Source organism: Halorhodospira halochloris (assembly GCF_002356555.2).
Classification (GTDB): Bacteria; Pseudomonadota; Gammaproteobacteria; order Nitrococcales; family Halorhodospiraceae; genus Halorhodospira; species Halorhodospira halochloris.
In genome coordinates this window covers 1,123,424-1,146,004 of record NZ_AP017372.2, presented here as the reverse complement: position 1 = coordinate 1,146,004, position 22,581 = coordinate 1,123,424, and the positions used below count along the sequence as shown (strand labels likewise).

At 57.1% G+C, this 22,581-nt stretch carries 21 protein-coding genes; 4 read left to right on the top strand and 17 right to left on the bottom strand.

The annotated features are described in order from the left end of the window. Positions 1 to 7: 7 nt before the first annotated feature. The 6 genes from tpiA to HH1059_RS05275 form a co-directional block, all read right to left on the bottom strand. Complete coding sequence (tpiA, locus tag HH1059_RS05300) at positions 8 to 754, bottom strand: triose-phosphate isomerase (RefSeq protein WP_096409043.1); 747 nt, start codon at positions 752 to 754, stop codon at positions 8 to 10. A gap of 75 nt (positions 755 to 829) precedes the next feature. Further along, positions 830 to 2,185 carry a phosphoglucosamine mutase gene (gene glmM, locus HH1059_RS05295; protein WP_096409041.1) on the bottom strand — a complete coding sequence of 452 codons (1,356 nt, stop codon included), beginning with the start codon at positions 2,183 to 2,185 and terminating at the stop codon, positions 830 to 832. A gap of 70 nt (positions 2,186 to 2,255) precedes the next feature. Then, on the bottom strand, positions 2,256 to 3,107 hold the full coding sequence (folP, locus tag HH1059_RS05290) for a dihydropteroate synthase (RefSeq protein ID WP_338033915.1): 852 nt from the start codon (positions 3,105 to 3,107) through the stop codon (positions 2,256 to 2,258). A 5-nt stretch (positions 3,108 to 3,112) separates the two neighbouring features. Next, on the bottom strand, positions 3,113 to 5,068 hold the full coding sequence (gene ftsH, locus HH1059_RS05285; RefSeq protein WP_096409038.1) for an ATP-dependent zinc metalloprotease FtsH: 1,956 nt from the start codon (positions 5,066 to 5,068) through the stop codon (positions 3,113 to 3,115). 56 nt (positions 5,069 to 5,124) lie between these two features. Beyond that, positions 5,125 to 5,778 carry an RlmE family RNA methyltransferase gene (locus HH1059_RS05280; RefSeq protein ID WP_096409037.1) on the bottom strand — a complete coding sequence of 218 codons (654 nt, stop codon included), beginning with the start codon at positions 5,776 to 5,778 and terminating at the stop codon, positions 5,125 to 5,127. Beyond that, entirely contained in the window at positions 5,771 to 6,043 is a 273-nt protein-coding gene (locus tag HH1059_RS05275; RefSeq protein WP_096409035.1) for a hypothetical protein, read from the bottom strand. Before HH1059_RS05275 ends, HH1059_RS05280 begins: the two co-directional genes overlap by 8 nt. A gap of 27 nt (positions 6,044 to 6,070) precedes the next feature. On the opposite strand from HH1059_RS05275, the gene yhbY reads away from it, so the two are divergent. Then, on the top strand, positions 6,071 to 6,349 hold the full coding sequence (gene yhbY / locus HH1059_RS05270) for a ribosome assembly RNA-binding protein YhbY (protein WP_096409034.1): 279 nt from the start codon (positions 6,071 to 6,073) through the stop codon (positions 6,347 to 6,349). A gap of 224 nt (positions 6,350 to 6,573) precedes the next feature. Here yhbY and HH1059_RS05265 read toward each other — a convergent pair whose 3' ends face one another. The 7 genes from HH1059_RS05265 to dinG all read right to left on the bottom strand — a co-directional run bounded on the left by HH1059_RS05265 (position 6,574) and on the right by dinG (position 15,959). Continuing rightward, positions 6,574 to 7,023 carry a DUF4149 domain-containing protein gene (locus HH1059_RS05265; RefSeq protein ID WP_096409032.1) on the bottom strand — a complete coding sequence of 150 codons (450 nt, stop codon included), beginning with the start codon at positions 7,021 to 7,023 and terminating at the stop codon, positions 6,574 to 6,576. Positions 7,024 to 7,044: 21 nt separating this feature from the next. Further along, on the bottom strand, positions 7,045 to 7,521 hold the full coding sequence (gene greA, locus HH1059_RS05260; RefSeq protein ID WP_096409031.1) for a transcription elongation factor GreA: 477 nt from the start codon (positions 7,519 to 7,521) through the stop codon (positions 7,045 to 7,047). Continuing rightward, positions 7,518 to 10,739, bottom strand: coding sequence for a carbamoyl-phosphate synthase large subunit (gene carB, locus HH1059_RS05255; protein WP_096409029.1), 3,222 nt, complete (start codon positions 10,737 to 10,739; stop codon positions 7,518 to 7,520). Before carB ends, greA begins: the two co-directional genes overlap by 4 nt. 113 nt (positions 10,740 to 10,852) lie before the next feature. Then, on the bottom strand, positions 10,853 to 11,995 hold the full coding sequence (carA, locus tag HH1059_RS05250; RefSeq protein ID WP_096409028.1) for a glutamine-hydrolyzing carbamoyl-phosphate synthase small subunit: 1,143 nt from the start codon (positions 11,993 to 11,995) through the stop codon (positions 10,853 to 10,855). Positions 11,996 to 12,456: 461 nt separating this feature from the next. After that, positions 12,457 to 13,056, bottom strand: coding sequence for a hypothetical protein (locus HH1059_RS05245; protein ID WP_096409026.1), 600 nt, complete (start codon positions 13,054 to 13,056; stop codon positions 12,457 to 12,459). Between the two features lie 54 nt (positions 13,057 to 13,110). Next, complete coding sequence (locus tag HH1059_RS05240) at positions 13,111 to 13,824, bottom strand: glutamine amidotransferase (protein WP_096409025.1); 714 nt, start codon at positions 13,822 to 13,824, stop codon at positions 13,111 to 13,113. 8 nt (positions 13,825 to 13,832) lie between these two features. Then, positions 13,833 to 15,959: an ATP-dependent DNA helicase DinG gene (gene dinG, locus HH1059_RS05235; RefSeq protein WP_096409023.1), complete on the bottom strand. Its 2,127-nt coding sequence runs from the start codon at positions 15,957 to 15,959 to the stop codon at positions 13,833 to 13,835. A 120-nt stretch (positions 15,960 to 16,079) separates the two neighbouring features. Between dinG and traF the strand changes: the two genes are divergently transcribed. The 3 genes from traF (at position 16,080) to HH1059_RS05220 (ending at position 19,401) form a co-directional block, all read left to right on the top strand. Continuing rightward, the gene (gene traF, locus HH1059_RS05230) at positions 16,080 to 17,540 is read left to right on the top strand and encodes a conjugal transfer protein TraF (protein ID WP_096409022.1); all 1,461 of its coding nucleotides are present in this window, start codon (positions 16,080 to 16,082) and stop codon (positions 17,538 to 17,540) included. 107 nt (positions 17,541 to 17,647) lie between these two features. Then, positions 17,648 to 18,568, top strand: coding sequence for an ABC transporter ATP-binding protein (locus HH1059_RS05225; RefSeq protein WP_096409020.1), 921 nt, complete (start codon positions 17,648 to 17,650; stop codon positions 18,566 to 18,568). An 8-nt stretch (positions 18,569 to 18,576) separates the two neighbouring features. Further along, positions 18,577 to 19,401: an ABC transporter permease gene (locus HH1059_RS05220; RefSeq protein WP_096409019.1), complete on the top strand. Its 825-nt coding sequence runs from the start codon at positions 18,577 to 18,579 to the stop codon at positions 19,399 to 19,401. A gap of 24 nt (positions 19,402 to 19,425) precedes the next feature. On the opposite strand, the gene HH1059_RS05215 is transcribed toward HH1059_RS05220, so the two are convergent. The 4 genes from HH1059_RS05215 to adk are packed head-to-tail and all read right to left on the bottom strand — an operon-like array spanning position 19,426 to position 22,570. Further along, the gene (locus HH1059_RS05215; RefSeq protein WP_096409017.1) at positions 19,426 to 19,647 is read right to left on the bottom strand and encodes a hypothetical protein; all 222 of its coding nucleotides are present in this window, start codon (positions 19,645 to 19,647) and stop codon (positions 19,426 to 19,428) included. Between the two features lie 37 nt (positions 19,648 to 19,684). Further along, positions 19,685 to 20,290, bottom strand: a complete 606-nt coding sequence (gene pdxH, locus HH1059_RS05210) for a pyridoxamine 5'-phosphate oxidase (protein ID WP_096409015.1) — start codon at positions 20,288 to 20,290, stop codon at positions 19,685 to 19,687. Continuing rightward, entirely contained in the window at positions 20,283 to 21,899 is a 1,617-nt protein-coding gene (locus HH1059_RS05205) for an NfeD family protein (RefSeq protein WP_231902033.1), read from the bottom strand. The genes pdxH and HH1059_RS05205 overlap by 8 nt, the downstream gene beginning before the upstream one ends. Next, a complete protein-coding gene (adk, locus tag HH1059_RS05200) occupies positions 21,899 to 22,570 on the bottom strand; it encodes an adenylate kinase (protein ID WP_096409014.1) in 672 nt (223 codons plus the stop codon). Before adk ends, HH1059_RS05205 begins: the two co-directional genes overlap by 1 nt. Between the last annotated feature and the right edge of the window lie 11 nt (positions 22,571 to 22,581).

The window sequence follows — 22,581 nt, the reverse complement described above, 5'->3', positions numbered from 1 at the left end:
TCTAGACTCAACCCCCCACTGCAGAGCGGTGAATTTTTAGGAAACCTTCGGCGTCAAGAGATGCGCCCCCTATCAAGCCGCCATCTATATCATCCTGGGCGAAAAGCTCAGCGGCATTTTCGGCTTTTACGCTACCCCCATAAAGAATCGGTAAAGCCGCCGCACCTTCGGCATCGCGCTCAGCAACTCGCTGACGGATATAGGCATGAACGGCTTGGGCCTGCTCAGGGGTAGCGGTTCGCCCGGTGCCGATAGCCCAGACCGGCTCATAAGCAATGACGGCGCCGGCAAATGCCTCACTGCCAAGGGCAGCGAAGACAGCATCTACCTGCTCGGCGACCACGCTCTCGGTACGCTGAGCATCACGCTCAGCCAACGTCTCTCCGACGCAGAGAATTGGAGTCAATCCGGCGCTCTTGGCAGCTGAATATTTGGCCGCGACCCGGGCATTATCCTCGCCATAGAGCGAACGCCTCTCGGAGTGGCCTACTATGACGTAACGGCAGCCGACCTCGAGCAGCATTGCTGCTGAGACCTCGCCTGTATAGGCGCCGGAGTCATACTCACTGACATCCTGAGCACCTAGTCCAACACCCGCCGGCAAGTGATTAGCTGCCGTGGACAGGAGCGTAAACGGCGGGCAGACCACTAACTCAGCGCCACTTATGGCGTCGGCAGCATGCGCCGCAACATCACGCACCAAATCGGTGTCGCCGTTCATCTTCCAGTTGCCTGCAATGATCTTACGCCTCATCGCCTTATCCAACCCTGTAAGCCGAAATGATTAGGAAAGTGGCAAGACTATATGTCGTGACCGATGAAATCAAACTCAATTGACCACTGCGCGCTCAGCAGCGGTTGCTGCGGCCTGAGCAAGCTGCTCAGCAAGGGATGATACCTGCTCGGCATCCCGACCCTCTACCATTACCCTGAGCAGAGGTTCAGTGCCCGATGCCCGCAACAGCACCCGCCCCCGCTCACCCAGTTCGCTCTCTACCTCGTTGACGGCTTCCCGGAGCTGAGGGGAATCCAGTACATTAACTCCCTTGAGCAAAGGCACATTAACCAAGCGCTGCGGATAGAACTCTATATTATCAAGCAACTCGCTCAGCGGACGCTCGCTGCTCACCATCGCCTCCAGGACCTGCAATGCTGAAACCAGCCCGTCTCCAGTAGTAGTCCGGTCTAGGCATATGATATGCCCCGAGGATTCACCACCGAGAGTGCCGTTTACCTGGAGTAAGCGCTCGAGCACGTATCTATCACCGACTTTTGTCCGCTCAAGCCCTATCCCCATAGACCGCAAGGCGATCTCAAGACCGAGATTGGTCATTTGGGTGCCGACTATGCTGCCATTGAGCTGGCCCTTAGCGCGACGTGCCGCAGCAATGATGTACAGGAGCCCGTCGCCGTCTATGAGTCGCCCCCGCGAGTCAACCATTACCACCCGGTCGCCATCCCCATCAAATGCCAGACCGGCGTCGGCTCCCTCGCTTACAACCCTTTCCTGCAAGGCACCTGGAGCCTGAGAGCCACACTCAACATTGATGTTCAGACCATCAGGAGTATTCCCCATCACAATGACATCCGCACCAAGCTCACGGAGTACGGCAGGGGCCACCTGATACGTAGCACCCTGAGCACAATCGACTACTATCCGCAGGCCGCGCAGGTGTACCTGGCGGTCAATTGAACTTTTGCAAAACTCAATATAACGTCCCGGTGCATCGCCGACACGGGTAGCACGACCCAGCGAATCACAGCTAACTAAATCCGGTTGGCTGTCGAGCAAGCCCTCGATAGCGGTCTCAGCCGCATCGTCAAGCTTGTAACCATTATGACCAAAGAACTTAATGCCATTATCGTAGTGCGGGTTGTGTGAGGCGCTGATCACCACTCCAGCTGCCGCCTGCATGGTACGCGTTAAGTAGGCAATTGCCGGTGTCGGCATGGGGCCCAGCATCAAGGTGTGCACCCCGGCAGCAGCGAATCCGGCCTCAAGCGCCGACTCAAACATATAACCGGAGAGTCGGGTATCCTTGCCAATGACCACCTTCCGCCCGCCTTCCCCGGCAAGCACTCTACCTGCAGCCCAACCAAGGCGCAGCACAAAATCCGGCGTGACCGGATGCTCCCCAACCCGGCCACGAATACCATCGGTGCCGAAATAATTACGTTCGACCACTGATCCGTTCCCCAAACGAAGTTATTTTTTACCAGCAACCACAAAAAAATAGAGAAGTTAAGTCAGGCAACTAGCTGGAATCGCGCACCGCAGCGGTGAACCGAACAGCATCGTGCGTAGCAGCAACATCGTGGGTACGCACGATGTCCGCCCCGTGCCAAACCGCCAGGCTAGCCGCTGCCAAACCGCCGGCCAATCGCTGATCAACCGGCTTATCCCCTAAAACTTTACCTATCATAGACTTGCGTGACATACCGACGAGCACTGGCAGACCTAATGCGGCAACCTCTCCCAGCCTTCTCAACAACTCCAGGTTGTGTTCCAAGGTCTTGCCAAACCCGAACCCCGGGTCCACCACCAAGCGCTGCCGCGGCACTCCCGCTTGCTCAGCAGCGCCAACCCGCGCTGCTAGATAATCGACAACCTCACTAACCACATCAACATAAGAGGGCGAATGCTGCATAGTCCGCGGCTCGCCTTGCATATGCATCAGACAGATAGGCACTTCCCAAAAAGATGCATTTTCCAGGGCACCATCTGCCCCCAAGGCGCGGATATCATTCACCATATCGGCCCCAGCGGCAACCGCCGCACTAGCCACCTGCGGTTTACAGGTATCAACCGAAATCGGTACGTCAAAGCGCTTGCGCAAGGCCTCAACCACCGGAACAACCCGCTCTATCTCTAGCTCAAGGGGCACCTGCTCGGCACCTGGGCGGCTCGATTCGCCACCAACATCAAGCAGATCCGCCCCTTCGCTGATCAGTTTTTCCGCCTGGGCCAGCGCACTATCGACATCAACAAAGAGACCACCATCAGAGAATGAATCAGGGGTAACGTTGATAACCCCCATGATCCGCGGCTGTTCAAATGTTAACCGGCACCTCCCGAAATCGAGAGGCGCCGGTTGCAACTGCGCCACCATTATTAGTGCTCGCCAACCGGACGACCTAGGGGGCCACTGCCACCCTGATCTCCCTCTTCATGGCCGCCAGCACCATCTGGCGACGTGTCCTGCTCACCCTCTGCAGTCGAGTCGCCTTCATCATCTTGACGATCATCCCACCCTTTGGGCGGCCGTGGCTCCTCGCCATTCATGATGTCCTCGATCTGCAGGTGATCGATGGTCTCATATTTCATCAGGGCCTCAGCCATCAGATGCAATCGGTCCATCTTCTCGCGCAGGATGCGCTCGGCCGTAGTGTAATTGTTATCAATCACGGCCCGGACCTCCTCGTCTATAGCGTGCTGGGTCTCGTCCGAGACCTCTTTATGCTGCGCTACAGAGTGGCCGAGAAAGACCTCGCCCTGCTCCTCCCCATAAGCTAGTGGACCGAGGCGCGCCGAAAGACCCCACTTGGTGACCATATTACGAGCAATCTCAGTAGCCCGCTGGATATCGTTCTGCGCCCCTGTTGTGACTTTATCAGCGCCGAATATTAGTTCCTCGGCGATACGCCCACCGAACAGGCTGGCAATCATGCTATCGAGGCGCTGCTTGGTGTAGCTGTAGCGATCCTCCTCGGGCAGAAACATGGTGACACCCAGAGCCCGCCCACGCGGAATAATAGAGACCTTGTGCACCGGATCGTGATCAGGCGAGCTTAGGCCAACTATAGCGTGCCCGGCCTCATGATAGGCGGTAAGCTTCTTCTCTTCCTCCTTCATCACCATGGACTTACGTTCCGAGCCCATCATGATCTTATCCTTGGCCTGCTCGAAATCGATCTGCTCAACCTGCTCCTTGTTACCACGGGCAGCAAACAGCGCCGCCTCGTTGACCAGGTTATGCAGATCGGCACCAGAGAACCCTGGAGTACCGCGTGCGATGATCTCGGCCTTGACATCATCCGCTACCGGTACCTGCTTCATATGCACATTCAAGATCTGCTCCCGACCACGCACATCAGGCAACGGCACAACGACCTGCCGATCAAAGCGCCCCGGGCGCAACAAGGCCGGATCGAGGACATCAGGGCGGTTAGTTGCGGCAATAACGATAATGCCCTCATTACCCTCGAAGCCGTCCATCTCGACAAGCATCTGGTTAAGGGTCTGCTCACGCTCATCATGGCCACCGCCTAAACCGGCGCCACGTTGACGCCCCACGGCATCCAGCTCATCGATGAAGATTATGCAAGGTGCCTGCTTTTTGGCCTGCTGGAACATATCGCGCACCCGCGAGGCTCCAACACCGACAAACATCTCAACAAAGTCAGAGCCGGAGATGGAGAAAAACGGCACTCGCGCCTCACCGGCAATAGCCTTAGCAAGCAACGTCTTACCCGTCCCAGGCGGGCCCACCATAAGCACACCGCGCGGTATCGTGCCGCCAAGCTTTTGGAACTTGCTCGGATCACGCAGAAAGTCTACAAGCTCTTTAACGTCTTCCTTGGCCTCATCACAACCGGCCACATCGTTAAAGGTGTGCTTGCTCTGCTCCTCGGTCATCATCTTGGCCTTGCTTTTGCCGAAGGACATCGCCCCACGGCCACCGCCGCCGCCCTGCATCTGGCGCATGAAGTAGATCCACACCGCAATGAGCAGCAAGAACGGCGTCCAAGAGATGAGTATCTGGAGCATCATATTATCGCCGTCTGCCTCTTTGGCATCGATACGCACTCTATGCTCCAGCAACTCACCGATTAAGGCCCGATTATCTGTCTCTGGATTATAGGTTTTGTATTCCTGACCGTCGGCGTGCTGAATGGTTATTTTGTCACCTTGGATCATAACCTCGCGTACATTGCCGCGCTCGACCTCATCGAGGAACTCGGAATAAGCCACCTCTTCGGTCACCTCGGTGGTACGCTCCTGAAAGTTGCTGAATACAGACATCAGCACCACAGCGATGATGACCCAAAGTATTAAATTCTTCGCCATGTCGCTCACGGCTTTATCCTCGCTTCGCCTGTTTGTGGCATCATATATGCACTCTACTACAACACCGGCTCGCGAGCCAGCAGATAGCACTCCCGGCTAGCTGAACGCGAGGCCTCCGGTTTGCGGGTTATAACCTTATTAAAGTCCCTTAGCAATTGGGCTCGGAATTGATCGAAACCTTCACCTTGAAACATTTTGACAAGAAAGCAGCCGGTTTTACTCAACCGCTGCCTAGCAAAATCGGCTGCCAGTTCGGCCAAATAGATTGCCGCCGGCTGATCTATGGCCGCGTGGCCACTTAAATTAGGCGCCATATCGGATAGCACCACATCGACTTCACGCCCTGCCAAGGCCTGCTCGACTGCCTGCAGGCCACTCTGCTCGGTAAAGTCATCCTGAATAAATTCAACTCCGCTGATTGGCTCCATCTCCAAACAGTCTATGGCTATCACCGCACCAGCCTTGCCAACCCGCTTTAGCGCGAGTTGCGACCAGCCGCCTGGCGCTGCCCCGAGATCTACCACCACGCCTGCGGGTGAGAATATGCCATCACGCTTATCCATCGCCTCCAGCTTGAGCGCCGCCCGCGACCGCCAGCCTTCCGCGCGAGCTCGCTGAACATAGGGATCCGCCTCGTGCTGCGCGCGCCTGCGGGCAGATCCGCATTTTTTCTTGGCGGGTGCGCCCTGCTTGCCCTTAACCTTACTCACTATGCTCTTCTTCAGTTGCCAACACCTGCTTAGCGCGCCGACTGGCACGCCACATTATCCAACCAGCCCCGCAACACGAAGCCCCGAACAGGAGCACCACCTCTAACCATGGTGGCCCATCTACCCCCAAGGTTACAAGCCAAATGCAAATTAATATCATAATAACTATGCCCAGTTCCACCTTAACCTCGCGCAGAGGCCCGGCGCTTGCCTTCACTACCATGCGCCGTGCTAGGCTTTTGGGTCTATCGTTAGTACCGGTCATCTAGTAAAACCTACAATGGAAACCTTAATGGATCTCGATCAACAGCAGCTAAAAGAGTTACGCCGCCGCGGCCATCACCTCAAACCAGTAGTTCTAACCGGCGCAGCAGGCCTTAGTGACGCGGTACTTGCAGAGATAGAACGCGCACTCAACGACCACGAACTGATCAAGGTCAAACTAGCCGGCGCGGACAAACAATCACGCCAGGAAATGGCCGAGCGGATAACTGCGCAAACCGGTGCTGTAGTGGCCCAGAACATCGGTCGAGTGGTACTCCTCTACCGAGAGAACCCTGAATCGAGCTGATTACTGCCTAGCAAAACCTCTCAAGGGCGCCTCCCAAAACCTCCCCTGAGCCATCTAGCTGCCCCGTTATGGAGGACGCCAAGAATACATCCCGGGAGCCTTCCTAGCGCCATCCCTGGCGTCAAGATCCCCATACCGGGGCAGCTAGATGGCTCAGGGGAGTTTTGGAAGGCGCGCTCAAGAACCAATATAGTCGCCTACAACTGAGTGTGGCGGGCATCCCATTAATCCTGCCCTGAGTTCCCTTCGCTGGCCGGTTGCAGACCGCCAAGAACCAGGACCAGAGCGATAAAGCTGGCCACGAAATAGATACTCTCACTCGCCCTTAAGGCGGCCAAGTAGCTTACTTCAATAGCCTCCGGGTCGAGTGAGGCCATATCCGGGCGAACCCAAAACTCGCCAATGGCAATCAGGGCGAGCATGATCGCCAGCAACCAAAACCGCCAGTGGGCCGCGATAGGGCGGACGCGATGGCGCAGCTGTGCCGGGATAAGCACAGCTGCGCAGACCAGGCTGAGCCAAGCAACGGCGCCGGTTAGCTCGCCCGAGATGGCCGCTGCTGTAACGGTATCGTCAAAATGGCGATATAGCAACGGCGAGACAAGATAGCCGATGACCCACAAGCCGCCGGCCCATGCGGTCAAAGCAAGGCGTTCAAGGGCATTGATCAGCACTTATTGCGCCCCTCGCCGAGCTTATTCATAACGAACCTCAACCACCTCATAGACGTGCTCGCCACTAGGGGCATGGACCACCGCCTCATCACCCTCCTCACGGCCTATCAAGGCGCGAGCAATGGGCGAACTGACGGATATGAGCCCCTGCTTTATATCTGCCTCCTCATCACCGACGATCTGATAGGTGACCTCCTCCCCGCTATCGGTATCCTCAAGCACCACAGTAGCCCCAAAAACAATCTTCGGCGCCGCGTTAACTGTAGTCGGATCAATTATCTGAGCATTAGCCAGCTTCGACTCCAGTTCCTGAATCCGCCCTTCAACAAAACCCTGCTGCTCGCGGGCCGCATGGTACTCGGCATTCTCCTTCAAATCACCGTGCTCACGAGCGTCAGCAATCGCCTGGATAATACGCGGGCGCTCCTCATGCTTGAGCCGATGTAACTCTGCACGCAGCTTTTCTGCGCCTTTCGCGGTCAACGGTATCTTACTCATCCCGTCATCTCCCTGTGCAGGACATGAAGGGGGCGAGCCTCCCACTCCTTCAGATGATCCAGCGCCAGACACATAGCCCGTGCCGCAGCTATAGTGGTGGTATAGCATACCTTACGCTGGAGCGCCTCGCGCCTTATGGAATAGGAATCAGCAATAGCCTGCCGCCCTTCAGTGGTGTTCACGATCAAATCTATCTCATCATTCTTGATTGCGTCGACTACATGCGGCCTACCCTCGGTGACCTTGTTTATATGTCGGACCTCCAGGCCCGCGCCCTCGAGGGCGGCCGCGGTACCATGGGTGGCAATCAAGTGAAACCCACGTCGGGCCAAATCCCGCGCAACTTCCACCGCAGCCTCCTTGTCGGCTTCGCGCACACTAATGAAAACACTACCACCACGAGGCACTACCACTCCTGCGGCCAACTGCGACTTAGCGTAAGCCTCACCAAAACAGGCGCCAATACCCATGACCTCGCCGGTAGATTTCATCTCCGGGCCAAGAATTGGGTCTACGCCAGGGAATTTAAGGAATGGAAATACAGCCTCTTTGACTGAATAATAGGACGGTACGACTTCTTTATCCACCCCCTGTGCAGCAAGCGTCTCGCCTGCCATGCAGCGCGCGGCCACCTTGGCCAGCGCCACCCCGCAGGCCTTCGAGACATAGGGCACGGTGCGCGAGGCACGAGGGTTGACCTCGAGCAAAAATATACTTTGCCCCTGGATGGCAAACTGCACATTCATCAAACCGACTACGCCCAATTCGGTGGCAAGCAAACGGACTTGCTCCCGCACCCGATCAAGGACATCCGCGGGCAACGTATAAGGTGGCATGGAACAGGCCGAATCTCCCGAGTGGACCCCTGCCTGCTCAATGTGTTGCATGATCCCGCCGATAACCACACTGTGGCCATCGCTGACCGCATCAACATCGACCTCCACCGCGTCGTCTAGGAAGCGATCAAGCAGTACCGGACACTCATTCGAGACCCGCACCGCCTCATTCATGTACTGCCGCAGCTCGCTCTCCTCATAGACGATCTCCATGGCCCGCCCGCCAAGCACATAGGATGGCCGCACCACAAGTGGATAACCTATCTCGGCTGCCAGGCGCAGGGCATCGCTCTCTGTGCGAGCCGTGCGGTTAGGCGGTTGCATCAACCCAATCCGCCCGATCATCTCCTGAAAACGCTCCCGATCCTCGGCTAGATCGATAGAATCGGGGGTGGTGCCGATAATCGGCGCCCCGGCGGCCTCAAGCCCGCGGGCGAGTTTAAGCGGCGTCTGGCCGCCATACTGGACGATTATCCCTTCCGGGCGCTCAGTCTCAACGATCTCCATAACGTCCTCGAAGGTCAACGGCTCAAAGTAGAGCCGATCCGAGGTGTCGTAGTCGGTCGAGACTGTCTCCGGATTACAATTAACCATGATGGTCTCATAGCCATCTTCGCGCAGCGCCAAGGCGGCATGGACACAGCAGTAGTCAAACTCAATGCCCTGACCTATACGGTTAGGGCCACCGCCGAGGACCATTATTTTGCGCCGCTGGGTCGGCTGCGACTCACACTCCTCCTCATAGGTGGAGTACATATAGGCGGTTATGGTCGGCATCTCGGCCGCGCATGAGTCGACCCGCTTAAACACCGGTCGCAACCCGAGTTCGTGGCGCCGAGCCCGTACATCAGCCTCCTCAACGCCCCATAAACTAGCTAGGCGCGCATCGGAGAAACCGCGCCGTTTATAACTGAGCAAGGTTGACGCATCGCAAGAGCTAAAGACGCTCGCGGCTACCTGCGCTTCGGTTGCGATAAGATCCTCGATTTGGGCCAAGAACCAAGGATCTATGGCGGTCATCTCATAGACTTGCTCAAGGGTGAAGCCGCACCGGAAGGCATCACCTAGATGCAGCACCCGCTCTGGGGTTGGCTGGCGAAGCGAATGGCGGATCGCTTCTTTAACATCTTGGCGATTACGATCGACACGCTCCTCTAGCCCATCAAGATCCTGCTCCAAGCCGCGCAAGGCCTTCTGGAATGACTCCTGGAAGGTTCGGCCGATAGCCATAACCTCGCCTACCGACTTCATCTGCGTAGTCAGATAGGTCTGCGCCTGAGGGAACTTCTCAAAGGTAAAGCGCGGTATCTTGGTAACTACATAGTCGATGGCCGGCTCAAATGACGCCGGTGAGGCGCCGCCGGTTATCTCATTGCTCAGTTCATCGAGGGTATAACCAATAGCCAGCTTAGCCGCAACCTTGGCGATAGGGAAACCGGTTGCCTTGGAGGCCAGCGCCGAAGAGCGCGAGACCCGCGGATTCATCTCGATGATCACCATCCGCCCATTGTCCGGGTTGATGGCAAACTGCACATTAGAGCCACCGGTCTCAACACCGATCTCGCGCAACACCGCCAACGAGGCGTCACGCATAATCTGATACTCTTTATCGGTCAGTGTCTGAGCCGGGGCGACGGTTATCGAATCACCCGTATGCACCCCCATCGGGTCAAGATTCTCGATCGAACAGATTATGATCGCATTGTCCTTGCGATCACGGACCACCTCCATCTCATACTCTTTCCAACCCAGCACCGACTCTTCGAGCAGTACCTCGTTGGTGTAGGATAGATCCAGGCCGCGCTCGACGATCTCGTTAAACTCTTCGCGGTTATAGGCTATACCGCCACCGGAGCCGCCCAGGGTATAAGAGGGGCGGATGATGACCGGAAAGCCGATCCGCGCTTGTGCCGCCTGCGCCTCAGCCATGGAGCGTGCCAACTCGGCGCGTGGCGACTCCAGGCCGATATTGGCCATTGCCGAGCGGAACGCTTCGCGCTCCTCTGCCTTGTCAATAGCCTCGCGGCTCGCACCGATCATCTCTACCCCGAAGCGCGTCAGCACATCGTGCTTGACCAGGTCGAGCGCACAGTTAAGAGCGGTCTGTCCGCCCATGGTCGGCAAAACTGCATCAGGCTGCTCACGCTCGATAATTCGGGCTACCGTCTGCCATTCGATCGGCTCAATGTAGACCGCATCGGCGGTCTCCGGGTCGGTCATGATGGTGGCCGGATTGGAGTTGACCAGAATCACTCGCAACCCCTCCTCGCGCAAGGCCTTACAGGCCTGCGCGCCGGAGTAGTCAAACTCACAGGCCTGACCGATGACGATCGGACCGGCACCTATGATGAGAACTGATTTTATGTCTGTGCGTTTTGGCATAGTCTTTTCGCAGGCTCGCTCGGTGAGGTGTTGCTGTTTTTCCACCGCGGAGAAGAGCGGGTACGCTCACACCCCGGGGAGGTACACAATAGCTACTCGACTGCGGAGATTCCTTATCGCTGCTCCATCATCTCGATAAACTGCTGAAACAGTGGCCTAACATCGTGCGGCCCGGGACTCGCCTCGGGGTGCCCCTGAAAACCGAACGCTGGCACATCGCTGCGCCTTATCCCTTGGAGTGAACCGTCAAACAGTGACCTATGGGTAGGCTCAAGATTGTCCGGCAGGCTCGCCTCATCAACGGCAAAGCCGTGGTTCTGGCTGGATATCATCACCCTGCCGCTAGCCAGCTCCTGCACCGGGTGATTGGCCCCGTGATGGCCGAACTTCATCTTCACCGTCCGCGCCCCACTGGCGAGACCGAGCAGTTGATGGCCAAGACAGATGCCAAAAACCGGGATACGGTGCTCTTCAAGCAAGCTGCGAATATTGGCGATGGCGTAATCCATCGGCTCGGGATCACCCGGGCCGTTGGAGAGAAACACCCCATCGGGCTCCAGCGCTGCAACCTCGCCTGCCGATGTGTGCGCCGGAACCACGCTGACCTGACAGCCGTGATCGACCAGCAGGCGCAAGATATGCTGCTTAACCCCGAAATCATAGGCAACTACCTTGAATCTCGGCTGCTGCTCAGGGGCTCCAGCATCCTCTCTACCATCATCGAGCCGCCAAGTACCGCGCGACCAGGCGTAGCTACTACCCGTGCCCGCCTCGCCAGCCAGATCACGTCCACTCATCCCGGCATAGGCCTGGGCCTGCTGGTATGCCCAGTTGCTGTCCAGAGCGCCTTCGCCGGTTACTAAACAGCCACCTTGGGCACCTCTTTCGCGCAATATCCGGGTCAAACGCCGCGTATCAATGCCAGCGATAGCGACAACCCCATGCAGTTGCAGCCACTCGTGTAGCCCCAACTCGGCACGCCAGTTGCTGTAACGAAGCGGGACATCGCGGACGATCAGGCCAGCACAACGGATGCGATCGTCCTCACGATCTATGGAGTTGATGCCGGTATTACCGATATGGGGATAAGTTAAGGTGACAATTTGACCGGCATAGGAAGGATCGGTGGCGATCTCCTGATAGCCGGTCATGGCGGTGTTGAACACCACCTCTGCGGTTACCGCGCCATCGCTGCCAAGCGCTTCGCCGCGGAATACCGTACCGTCCTGGAGAACGAGCAGTGCTGGACGAGTCAAAGCTTCCTCCTTTATGGAGCTAGTGGCAATTTGCTGCCTCTGAAGAACTTCCTAGATCTAATCTTTGCGCCACTCAAACCAGTAGTAGAGGATGCGGTGCCCCTCCCCGCAGGGTCCATAAGCGCCTATCCCCGGCGCCATTTAGCACCACAACAGGGCAGGCGAATGGCGCAAGAGAGATGCTCAGAAGCTCCCATCCGTGTCTCTGCCAATCCCCGCCGGCGACGCCGGATAAGTGCTGGTGCTAACTCGCCGGGGAATTCGGGCACACAAAAAACGGGAGGTTCAGGGATCCTCCCGTCTTCTCAATCAATAACCTCAAGCTAACAGCCTTCGCGATACCAACTCGCCGGCTGGCACAGCCTAGCCTAATCAAGGCCTAGTTACTTAGATCATTGTAGCTGACAGTCGCTCACATGTCACGGTGTGCACTGCACAAGAGGACGTCGTTGAATCCCCCTTTAGCCCCCTCTAAATGGCACCCAATACTCCTGCTCCGCAGCTGCCCGCTCTTGCAGCTCAGCGCCACGCTCGCCAATTGCCTCCATGTCCTGTTTGAGCTGCTGCCAGGCTCGCGCCATCCTGATCATCTGCTCTATCTCCTTGAGCAAATCCAGGGCCTCGCGGCGCATCAACTGCTCCCGAGCCGGAAACCCCTTACCCTCAACCAAGACCGGCTCGCCTATCAGCGGGGCAAAGGCATCGTACTCGGCATTCAGGCGCTCCACCTCACCGATCAACTCCAGGGCTTGGACACGTAACTGCTGGGCATCAGTGATGATTTGGGACACCTCGCTGCGCATCCCCGGCGGCGCCACCCAGACTGCCAGGCGTGCCCAGCCCAAATGATCACCGGCCTTCTCGAGCCGCTCCTCGCGAGCGGTAAGCCACTGCTCAAGATCGGCGATATCTTGCTCATCGTCGCCGCCCAAGACCATCCGCTCGACACCGTAGCCGACGTTCTTGCCTAAATCTTCCATAAGATTAAGCGAGCCGAGGACGACTACCCAGACCACTATAAGAGTGGCAACTACGCTGATCAGATAACGCATTAGACCCATCTAAACCTTTCCACTAGCCTCTACTAGCCACCCGTTGCCGAGGCGCGCTCCCGGTCAAGGGCTTACAAACATGTGCGCAAAACGGCTCAACAACCTCGTCGCATGCGGAGTTTCGGTTACGCTACGCAGTATATCAAGGGCAGCAAGGCGCTCCCGATAGAGGTCATGGCGCTTATGAAAGATATAGCCGCGGGTTATAGCGGCATTGAACTCGGGATGGAATTGCACCCCCCACGCCGAGCTACCGACACGAAAGGCATGGTTCTGCTCGTGGCCATTATAAGCCAAGCGCACCGCAGAGTCGGGTAACTTGAGGGCCGACTCCTCATGGGTAACATGGGCTGCAAAGTCTGCCGGCAACTCCTCGAACAAGGGATCTCGCCGCGCCTGAGCCGCGTTTAGCTCCACTCTAACCGTGCCAATTTCGCGGCCATTGGGGTTAGGCCCTGCCCGACCCCCAAGGGCGTGGGCAAGCAGCTGATGGCCGTAACATATGCCTAGAATAGGTGTGGCTGCGGCCACCGCCTCGGCCAGCCAAGCGGCGGTCTGCTCGCTCCAGGGCAGGCGCTGCGAGACCATGGCCGGCGACCCGGTTACTATCACCGCGCTTGGCTCCTCGACCGCGGGCAAGGGTTGGCCCTTTTCGACATCAACCACCCATGCCGAGATGGGGGCGATTGCCGCCCGAATCCAGTCTTCAAAATCGCCCTGCTGACGTAAGGCTGGTAACGTGCTACCAGTTTTGATGATAAGGATACCGTCGTGCATGTTAAGTACTATTGAACATCGCGGGTAAACGGGGGCAAGGAGTTAATAAGGGCCTTACCGTAGCTCTTGCTGACAATCCTCCGATCGAGGATGGTGATGCGCCCCTGATCGGTCTCGGAGCGGACTAGTCGACCACAAGCCTGGACCAGGCGCAGCGATGCATCTGGCAAGCTGACCGAATAAAAGGGCCGCTCGCCGCGATCCTCTAGCCACTCTCTGCGGGTCGCCTCAACCGGCTCAGATGGCACCGAGAACGGGATCCTCTCAATGATAACGTGATCACAATAGGCCCCAGGCAGGTCGACGCCTTCGGCCATGGAGGCCAGCCCGAACAGGATACTGCCCTCACCGGCATCAATGGCCTGGCGATGGTGGCGCAACATCGCCTCACGGGAGCGCTCGCCCTGACACTGGATCAGCGCCCGCAGGCGCTTGGGCAAGGATTCGGCGACATGCTCCATGCGCGAGCGGCTGGTAAACAGCACGAGGGCCGCCTCGTCGCTGCGTAACAATTCCTTGAGTTGCTCGATTACCTCATTGGTATGCTCCCGACCGTCTTTGGGATCAGTGCGCATGGCCGGCACGCTAAGCAATGAGCTACTGTAATCGAATGGCGACGGCAATCTGCCGACTGCAACCCGCTCATCAGCTTCTAAACCCAAATCGCGGCGCAAGCGATCGAATTTGCCCAGGGCGGTCAACGTAGCACTAGTTATCACTGCGCCGAGACACCGCTGCCAGAAGCGGGCTGCCAAGTCGCCAGCCACCGATACCGGAGCAGCCGAGATGAGGTGATCGCCTTGCCCAGTCTTACCCTCGTGGCGCTCTATCCAGCGTGCCACCGGTGGCTTGTCATCCTCATCGGCAGTACTCATAAGCCCCCAAGTAGTGGCTAAATTATCCGCGCGCTCGCGCAAAAAACCCAATCTTGGGAGATACTTCTCCAACTCACTGACATTCACCCGCTCACTACTCATGGCCGCATCTAACTTCTCTGCAAGCTTATCAAGATCGGCTTGCAAGCGTTGTGCCGGTTTCGCAACACGCCGGGCAATGGCAACCACCTCTTCAGGCGCGCGGCCGGCGCGAAAGCGCCATAAATGCTCCTCAGGATCGGCTGTGTAGTTGTGCTGCAGGAACTCATCGACATCCTGCAAGACCTCGTGAACTTCACGGAGCAACTCACCGACGCTATCACTAAGCTGCTGCTCCTGCGGCTCGCTACTGAGCAGGCCGCGAATCTCTTGCACCGTCCGCAGACCATCGTTTATCCAATCGCGGGCAGCCTGCACCTTGGCACTGACAGCAAAACGGCGGACCGCCTTACTGGCAAAGCGATGGCCCTCATCGATCACATAGAGACTCTCAGCAGGGTTGGGCATTACCACACCGCCGCCCTCGTCGCCGAGCTGCAAATCGGCCAGTAGCAGATCGTGGTTGGCGATCACCACCTCGGCTTCACGCATCCGTTCGCGGGCCTGATAGACCGGACAGGAGAAGAAATCGGCACAGCGCCGCCCGGTACACGAATGCGGGGTAGAGGTGATCATATTATAGAGATCCGGGCTGGCCGGTGGATTTGGCCACTCATCGAGATCGCCCTGCCACTCGCCCTCTTTAAGGGCATCTAGCATGGCGTTCAGGTTATCTATCTCGCCCTCGCGCGGGGGACGCGACCAAGCTGCGGAGCCAAGCACTTCGGGGGCGAGTGCCTGTTGCCGGCCCTCGTCGTTGTGCTCGCTCTCATCCAACAAGGCCTTGAGATTGCGCGGACAGACGTAGCGCCCCCGGCCTTTGGCAACACAGGCCTTGACCTCAAGTCCGGCGTACTCAGCCAGCTTGGGCAGGTCCTGATTGAGGATCTGCTCTTGCAAGGTAATGGTGGCGGTCGCTATTACCAGCGCCACCTCACGCTCGCGCGCTACCGGTATGCCACCGAGTAAGTAACCAAGGCTCTTGCCGGTTCCGGTGGGCGCCTCAACCGCTAGAATCTGGTGATCGTGCTCCCCATCCAGGGCTTTAGCCACCTCCCAGATCATCCGCCGCTGCGATTCGCGCTCGCGAAATCCGGGCATTGTAGCGCGGATGCTGTGATAGGCATCGGCTATTAGCTGAATGGTTTCCTTGCTGGGCATAGCCGCCTAGTTTCCAGCGCATAACCGGCTTTTGCAAGTTGTGCGTATAGCACTCCTGAGAGCATAATGGCATAATTGGTGTGCGGATAGCTTAATCCCGTCTCGATAGGAGACAATATCATGCGCAAGTTACTCCTCCCCCTATTTCTTGGCGCCGCCCTCCCCGGTCTAGCCTTGGCCAATCCCCACGCCTACCCAAGCGGCCCCAATATCGGCTTCGGCGATTCAACCGCTCTCGACCGCCTCCAGGGCAACAAGAAAAACCCGGCCTCACCCATCTCCGATGTGCGCCGTGGAGTGCGCATGGGGGTCATCGGGTTCAGCCTCTCCTATGAGATCGGCGATGTTGAGGATATTGGGGATAGGTTTGAGGACTTTGAAAATAGTGTTGATGAATTTAGAGATAGTGTTGATGAGTTTGGAGAGTTCGGCGATGAAGAAAATTTCGACCCAGATGATGAGATCGACAACCTTATAGGAATAATTGAAGGCGGCCAACGCGTTCAAGACTCCATAGTCAACCTTACCGATGATCTCTACCTTGGCCTCGGCATAAAGGGCAATGTCCTCCCATTCCCGCTCGAGATAACCAGTGACACCCTACGCGGTTCGCTCTTCTTCGACGTCGACTTCGACATCCGCGGCAATCTTTCGGTGCATTACGGCATCCCTGGGGACTCACCGTTCTCGGTTCTCTCTACTGATCCCGAGGATTATCATACCGGAGATTGCGACAACAGTTTCAACGGCAAACCTTTCTGCATTGATGGCGACGGCAACGTCTACGCAGATTCAGACCCAAACAATAAAATCGAACTTGACGACGAAGCCCTCGGCGACCCCGCCGCCCTTGCCCAAGGTGCCTATACCCGCACCATATCCATCGGCTACGGCACAGCAGTGGCACAGTATCCCACCGGCACCCTGTTCGCCGGCGGCCGGCTTAACCACTTCGAGGTTGAGCTCTCGCGCACCGCCTCCGACTTCGATGACGACATGGGCGATACCCTGACCGACGGCTACACCTCAAACCAACGCCAGAGCACCGACTTCGGCCTAGATGCCGGCTTGGTCTGGATCAGCGACTGGTATCAACTCGGCGCTACCCTGCTCAACATCAACACCCCATCATTCGCGTACCATTCAGTCCCGCAGGATTGCAACGGCGACAGCAGCTGCGAATTGCTCAACGACGCCATCGATAGAGGCGACATCGAGCGCAGCCAAGACTATGAGATGCAGCCGCAGCTAAGCCTCGAGGCCGCTGCCCAAACCCCGGGCAGGAATTGGCTGTTAAGCGCCGCGCTCGACGCCAACGCTGTGGATGGGCCGTTTGGTGAAGACTACAATGATGCCTACCAGTGGTTCACCCTGGGTGCTGCCTATCAGCCCAGCACGGCCTTACTCCCCGGGGCGCGCTTTGGCTACCGGCAAAACCTGGCCGGCTCAGAACTCAGCTACTTGAGCGGTGGTTTTACCCTGGCCAACTTCTTCAGCCTTGATGCAGCTGTATCAACCGACACCGTCGACTCGGTGCCCCGTGGCTTTATGCTCAGTGCCGGCCTCGAGACTCGGTTCTAACCGACCCTGGCCCTAAAAATCAAAAAAATGCAGCCACTGCCAACAACACAGCACAGATAGAGGATATAATAGCCGGTTTGATGCAGGTATAAGAATCGGGAGAACAATTGACTGCCCTATCCGTCAGAGAGCTTACTAAGACTTATAAAGATGGCAAAGTAGCCCTAGATGGAATCAACCTCGACGTAGACGCCGGCGCCTTTTTCGGCCTGCTCGGGCCCAATGGTGCCGGCAAATCGACCCTGATCGGCATCATCTCGACCATGGTGACGAAGAGCGGCGGCAAGGTAGAAGTCTTCGGTAACGATCTCGACAAAGACCCCTGGGCAGTAAAATCTTCTATAGGTCTAGTACCCCAAGAGTTCAACTTCAACACCTTCGAAACCGCCGAACAGATCATCACCAACCAGGCCGGCTACTACGGTATCCCGCGCCGTCTGGCCCGCGCGCGTACCGAACACTACCTAAAAAGCCTCGGCCTGTGGGAGAAACGCAGCACCGTCTCGCGTAACCTATCTGGGGGCATGAAGCGCCGCCTGATGATCGCCCGCGCCCTGGTTCACGAACCGCGCCTGCTAATCCTGGATGAGCCAACCGCCGGGGTAGATATCGAACTGCGCCGCAGCATGTGGGACTTCCTGCGCCATATCAATGACCAGGGCACAACCATCATCCTCACCACCCACTACCTTGAGGAGGCGGAAAGCCTCTGCCGCGATATCGCCTTCATCGATGAGGGCAGGATTATTGAGAACACCGATGTCAAAACCCTCCTCCAGCGCCTATCCACCCACTCCTTCCTGCTCGATGTCGACACCGTCCCTGAGCCACTGCCGCAGCTAGGAGATTTCACCCTCAAGAAGGTAGAGGAGCAGATCATTGAGGCAGAGGTCCCGCGCGGCAGCACGTTAAGTGAACTGATTAATAGGCTATCCGAGCACGGTGTTGCGGTACTGAGCATGCGTAACAAATCAAACCGCCTCGAAGAGCTGTTCATGCGCATGCTCGACGTTGAAGACAAGGAATAGAGGCATTAATGGAGAAAAACACAACTAGTTCCAGCCGCTACGGCCAACAGGGCCAGCCGCATCGCTTACAGGCCGCGCTGATCTCTTTACAGACGATCGCTTACAAAGAGACCCACCGCTATATGCGCATCTGGGTCCAGACCTTGGTGCCGCCGGCGATCATCATGACGCTCTATTTCGTCATATTCGGGGCGCTTATCGGCGAGCGCATCGGCCCCATGGAAGGCTATAGCTACATGGAGTACATAGCCCCGGGAATAATCATGCTGTCGATAATAACCAACTCCTATAATAACGTTGTCTCATCTTTCTTCGGCGCTAAATTTCAGCGCCATATCGAGGAGTTGATCGTCTCACCGACACCCAACCTGGTGATCTTACTCGGCTACGTCTCCGGTGGGGTGGGCAGAGGTCTGTGCACCGGGGCGATAGTCACCCTAATAGCGCTGATGTTTACATCGCTACCCGTCCACAACTGGGCCATAACCCTGTCAGTGGTCGTGCTGACCTCGATCCTCTTTTCCATAGGCGGTCTTATTAATGCGATATTCGCTAAGAAATTCGATGATATTGCGATAATCCCGACCTTCGTCCTGACCCCACTGACCTACTTAGGCGGGGTCTTCTACTCCATTTCACTCCTGCCGGAGTTTTGGCAGAACGTCTCGCTCGCCAACCCCATACTCTATATGGTTAACGCCTTTCGCTTCGGCATTCTAGGATCATCAGATGTGCATATACTGCTTTCTTACGCCATGATGATCGCCTTTATCCTAGCACTCGGCGGACTATCGCTATATCTTCTTAATAGAGGAACGGGGCTGCGCGCCTAACGCCCCCTGAATAATTGGCAGATATCATTGGCGGGAATTGTGCTGCTGGCAATGCTGCTGGTGCGAATGCTGTACTTCTATATCATCAACCAGATCGCTGAGCGCGAAACCGTAACGCTCAGCGATCTGCTCTACCTCACGCAGCGCTTGACGCAGATAGTCTTCGCGGCGGCGCTCCATCTCTTTTTCCACAAGGCCACGCATACGCCGCAGTTCGTCAACAGAATAGCGTGAAAGCTCTTCCATAACTAAATTCGCACCACTTAACAAATCACTTTATAAATCAGGGGTTTAGCAGCATGCGCTCCCAGCCCTCGGGATGGAGCTCATAGCGCTCACGCTCATGCAAACGGCCTTCCCCGGCCCGCCACAACTCTATACTGACCGGCACCAAGCGATAACCGGACCAGTGGGGTGGGCGCGGTATCCGATCCGGAAAGCGGCGCTCGATCTCGGCCGCGCGCTCTTCAAGTTCACGTCGCGACTCCAACGGCTGCGACTGATCTGAAGCCCACCCACCGATTTGGCTATCACGCGGACGCTCGGCCCAGTATTCATCCGCCTCGGCAGCACTGATCCGCACAACGCTGCCGCAAATCTCCACCTGCTCGGCCAAAGGCTGCCAGAAAAAACAGAGCGATGCCCGCGGGTTCTCACTTAGTTGCTGGGCCTTGCGACTACACAGGTTGGTGTAGAACAAGGCACCGGCTTCATCAAGCCCCTTCAACAGAACTGTCCGTGCTGTCGGCCAACCAGCATTCCCTGCGGTAGCCAAAACCCCTGCGGTAGGTTCATACAAATCGGTCTGGCTGGCTCTCTCAATAGCCTGTTTAACTCGATCCAACGCCTCACGGTAAAGATCGTCTGAGGCGCTACGTGGTTCATTCATAAGGCTCCACCTGTAGATTCAATCCATCCTTGCTAACAATCCGGACACGCTGCCCAGCCTTGACCGGCTGACTACTCCGCGCGCGCCAGCGCTCGCCGGCATAACGGACATGGCCATCGGCGCTGAAGTCCTCATCGGCAACGGCCTCTGCGCTTATCATCTGCTCGGCACCACCCAGACGTGGCCGCTGCCAGGCCCGCGCCGCCATCGTCGCCACTCCGATAAAGATAATCATGCTCGCGATGGTAAAGCCAGCTATCACCCCAAGCGATATCTCGAAGCCCTGGACGTCGGTATCCATGAGCATTATCGAACCGAGGACAAAGGCAATAGCCCCACCTATGCCCAGGATACCGAAGCTAGGCATAAACGCCTCGGCTATCATGAACGCTATGCCCAGCCCCATTAGTGCCAGTCCGGCATAGGTTATGGGCAATGCTTGGAAGGCATACATCGCCAACAGCAGCGACACCCCGCCGATAACACCTGGGACGAGAGATCCGGGGTTCATCAGCTCGAAGATTATCCCATATATGCCTATCAGCATGAGGATATAGGCGACATTAGGGTTAGTAATCACGGAGAGCAGCTGATTGCGCCAATCGGGTTCGTGCAACTCTACCTGCAGACCGATGGTCTTGAGCTCGTGCTCACCGGTAGGCAGTTTAACCACTCTGCCGTCGGCCTTCTCCAGCAGTTCTTCTATATCTTCGGCGACGAAGTCGATGATGCCTATCTCTGCTGCCTCGCTATAGGAGGCACTCACCGATTCGCGCACGGCTTTTTCGGCCCACTCAGCATTACGTCCGCGCAGTTCAGCCAGGCTGCGGATGTAGGAGACAGCATCCTCGACGATCTTCCGCTCCATGGCTCCAGGGCGCTCCTCCTGGGGCTCATCAGCGGCCTCTTCCCGCTCTTCTTCGTCACGAGCCTCGGCCTCGTCATCCTTGGCCTCTGCCTCTGCGGCATCATCATCCTCAGCGGTGTCGCCCTCAGGCTGATCTTCTTCTCTCGCCGCAGCGTCATCTTCTTCGCCAGCCTCTTCCTGCTCATCAAAGCGTTCCGCCATCTCGCGGATCATCTCCTCAAGATCCTCTACCTCGCCCTCATCGGTCGGCAGGATACCGCCAGAGCGAGTCAAGGAGTCTTCCAACACCAGAGGCAGCGAAGTGACAGCAAAGCCAGCGTCGCTCGCAATCCCACCAGGCAAGGCGCTGTGAGAACCCATCTGCACCGGAGTTGCTGCCCCAACCGTGGTGGCCGGGGCCATCGCCGCGACATGCGAGGCATAGAGGATATAGGTGCCGGCGCTAGTTGCCCGCGCACCCCCTGGTGCAACATAAGTAGCAACCGGCACTGAAGAGGAGATTATGGAGCCGATTATATCGCGCATGGCGTCGTCTAACCCACCAGGGGTATTCAAGCGCAAGATCACCAGACTCGCGCCAGTATCCTCGGCATGGTCGATACCACGCACGATGTAATCGGTCGTCGCCGGACCTATCGGCCCGCTGACATCGAGAAGAACCGCTGTGCCCCTCTCCTCCGCGCCGCCAAGCGGCATAGCGGAGAGAAAAAAGGCGAAAAATACCGCGAGTATACGGCGCATTAATCCCTCGGAGAGGTACTCTTCAATGCACTAAGGATATCATTTTTTACGGCCTCAACATCACGCTGACCGTCCACACTGACATAGCGGGGAGCGTCGTCACCACCCTGCTCGGCCCACTTTGAATAATAGTCAATCAGCGGCTTGGTCTGTTCATGATAGACACTCAGCCGGTGGCGCACGGTCTCCTCTTTATCGTCGTCGCGCTGCACGAGAGGCTCACCGCTCACATCGTCAACATCCGGCTGTTGAGGCGGGTTATTCTCAACATGATACACACGCCCCGAACCAGGATGGACGCGGCGCCCAGCCATGCGCGAGACAATCACTTCATCCGGAACTTGGATCTCAACTACAGCATCGATCTTAATGCCCTGATCATTAAGCCCGTCGGCCTGTGCAATGGTGCGCGGAAATCCATCGAAAAGGAAGCCGTTAGCACAATCGGCCTCTGCGATGCGCTCACGGATCAAACCGAGAATAACATCGTCCGGTACCAGTCCCCCTTCATCCATTATCTGCTTAGCCTGCTGGCCCAGCGGGGTACCCGCTTTTACGGCCGCACGCAGCATATCTCCGGTAGAGATCTGCGGAATACCAAGTGATTCGCAGATATAACCAGCCTGAGTTCCTTTACCAGCACCGGGGGGGCCAAGAAGGATTAACCGCATTTAATCACCTC

Excerpts from the sequence above, each read along its gene's own strand:
- tpiA (WP_096409043.1), bottom strand. The coding sequence starts at position 754 with ATGAGGCGTAAGATCATTGCAGGCAACTGGAAGATGAACGGCGACACC.
- ftsH (WP_096409038.1), bottom strand. The coding sequence starts at position 5,068 with ATGGCGAAGAATTTAATACTTTGGGTCATCATCGCTGTGGTGCTGATG.
- HH1059_RS05275 (WP_096409035.1), bottom strand. The coding sequence starts at position 6,043 with ATGACCGGTACTAACGATAGACCCAAAAGCCTAGCACGGCGCATGGTA.
- yhbY (WP_096409034.1), top strand. The coding sequence starts at position 6,071 with ATGGATCTCGATCAACAGCAGCTAAAAGAGTTACGCCGCCGCGGCCAT.
- greA (WP_096409031.1), bottom strand. The coding sequence starts at position 7,521 with ATGAGTAAGATACCGTTGACCGCGAAAGGCGCAGAAAAGCTGCGTGCA.
- carB (WP_096409029.1), bottom strand. The coding sequence starts at position 10,739 with ATGCCAAAACGCACAGACATAAAATCAGTTCTCATCATAGGTGCCGGT.
- HH1059_RS05245 (WP_096409026.1), bottom strand. The coding sequence starts at position 13,056 with ATGGGTCTAATGCGTTATCTGATCAGCGTAGTTGCCACTCTTATAGTG.
- HH1059_RS05240 (WP_096409025.1), bottom strand. The coding sequence starts at position 13,824 with ATGCACGACGGTATCCTTATCATCAAAACTGGTAGCACGTTACCAGCC.
- dinG (WP_096409023.1), bottom strand. The coding sequence starts at position 15,959 with ATGCCCAGCAAGGAAACCATTCAGCTAATAGCCGATGCCTATCACAGC.
- traF (WP_096409022.1), top strand. The coding sequence starts at position 16,080 with ATGCGCAAGTTACTCCTCCCCCTATTTCTTGGCGCCGCCCTCCCCGGT.
- HH1059_RS05220 (WP_096409019.1), top strand. The coding sequence starts at position 18,577 with ATGGAGAAAAACACAACTAGTTCCAGCCGCTACGGCCAACAGGGCCAG.
- HH1059_RS05215 (WP_096409017.1), bottom strand. The coding sequence starts at position 19,647 with ATGGAAGAGCTTTCACGCTATTCTGTTGACGAACTGCGGCGTATGCGT.
- pdxH (WP_096409015.1), bottom strand. The coding sequence starts at position 20,290 with ATGAATGAACCACGTAGCGCCTCAGACGATCTTTACCGTGAGGCGTTG.
- HH1059_RS05205 (WP_231902033.1), bottom strand. The coding sequence starts at position 21,899 with ATGCGCCGTATACTCGCGGTATTTTTCGCCTTTTTTCTCTCCGCTATG.
- adk (WP_096409014.1), bottom strand. The coding sequence starts at position 22,570 with ATGCGGTTAATCCTTCTTGGCCCCCCCGGTGCTGGTAAAGGAACTCAG.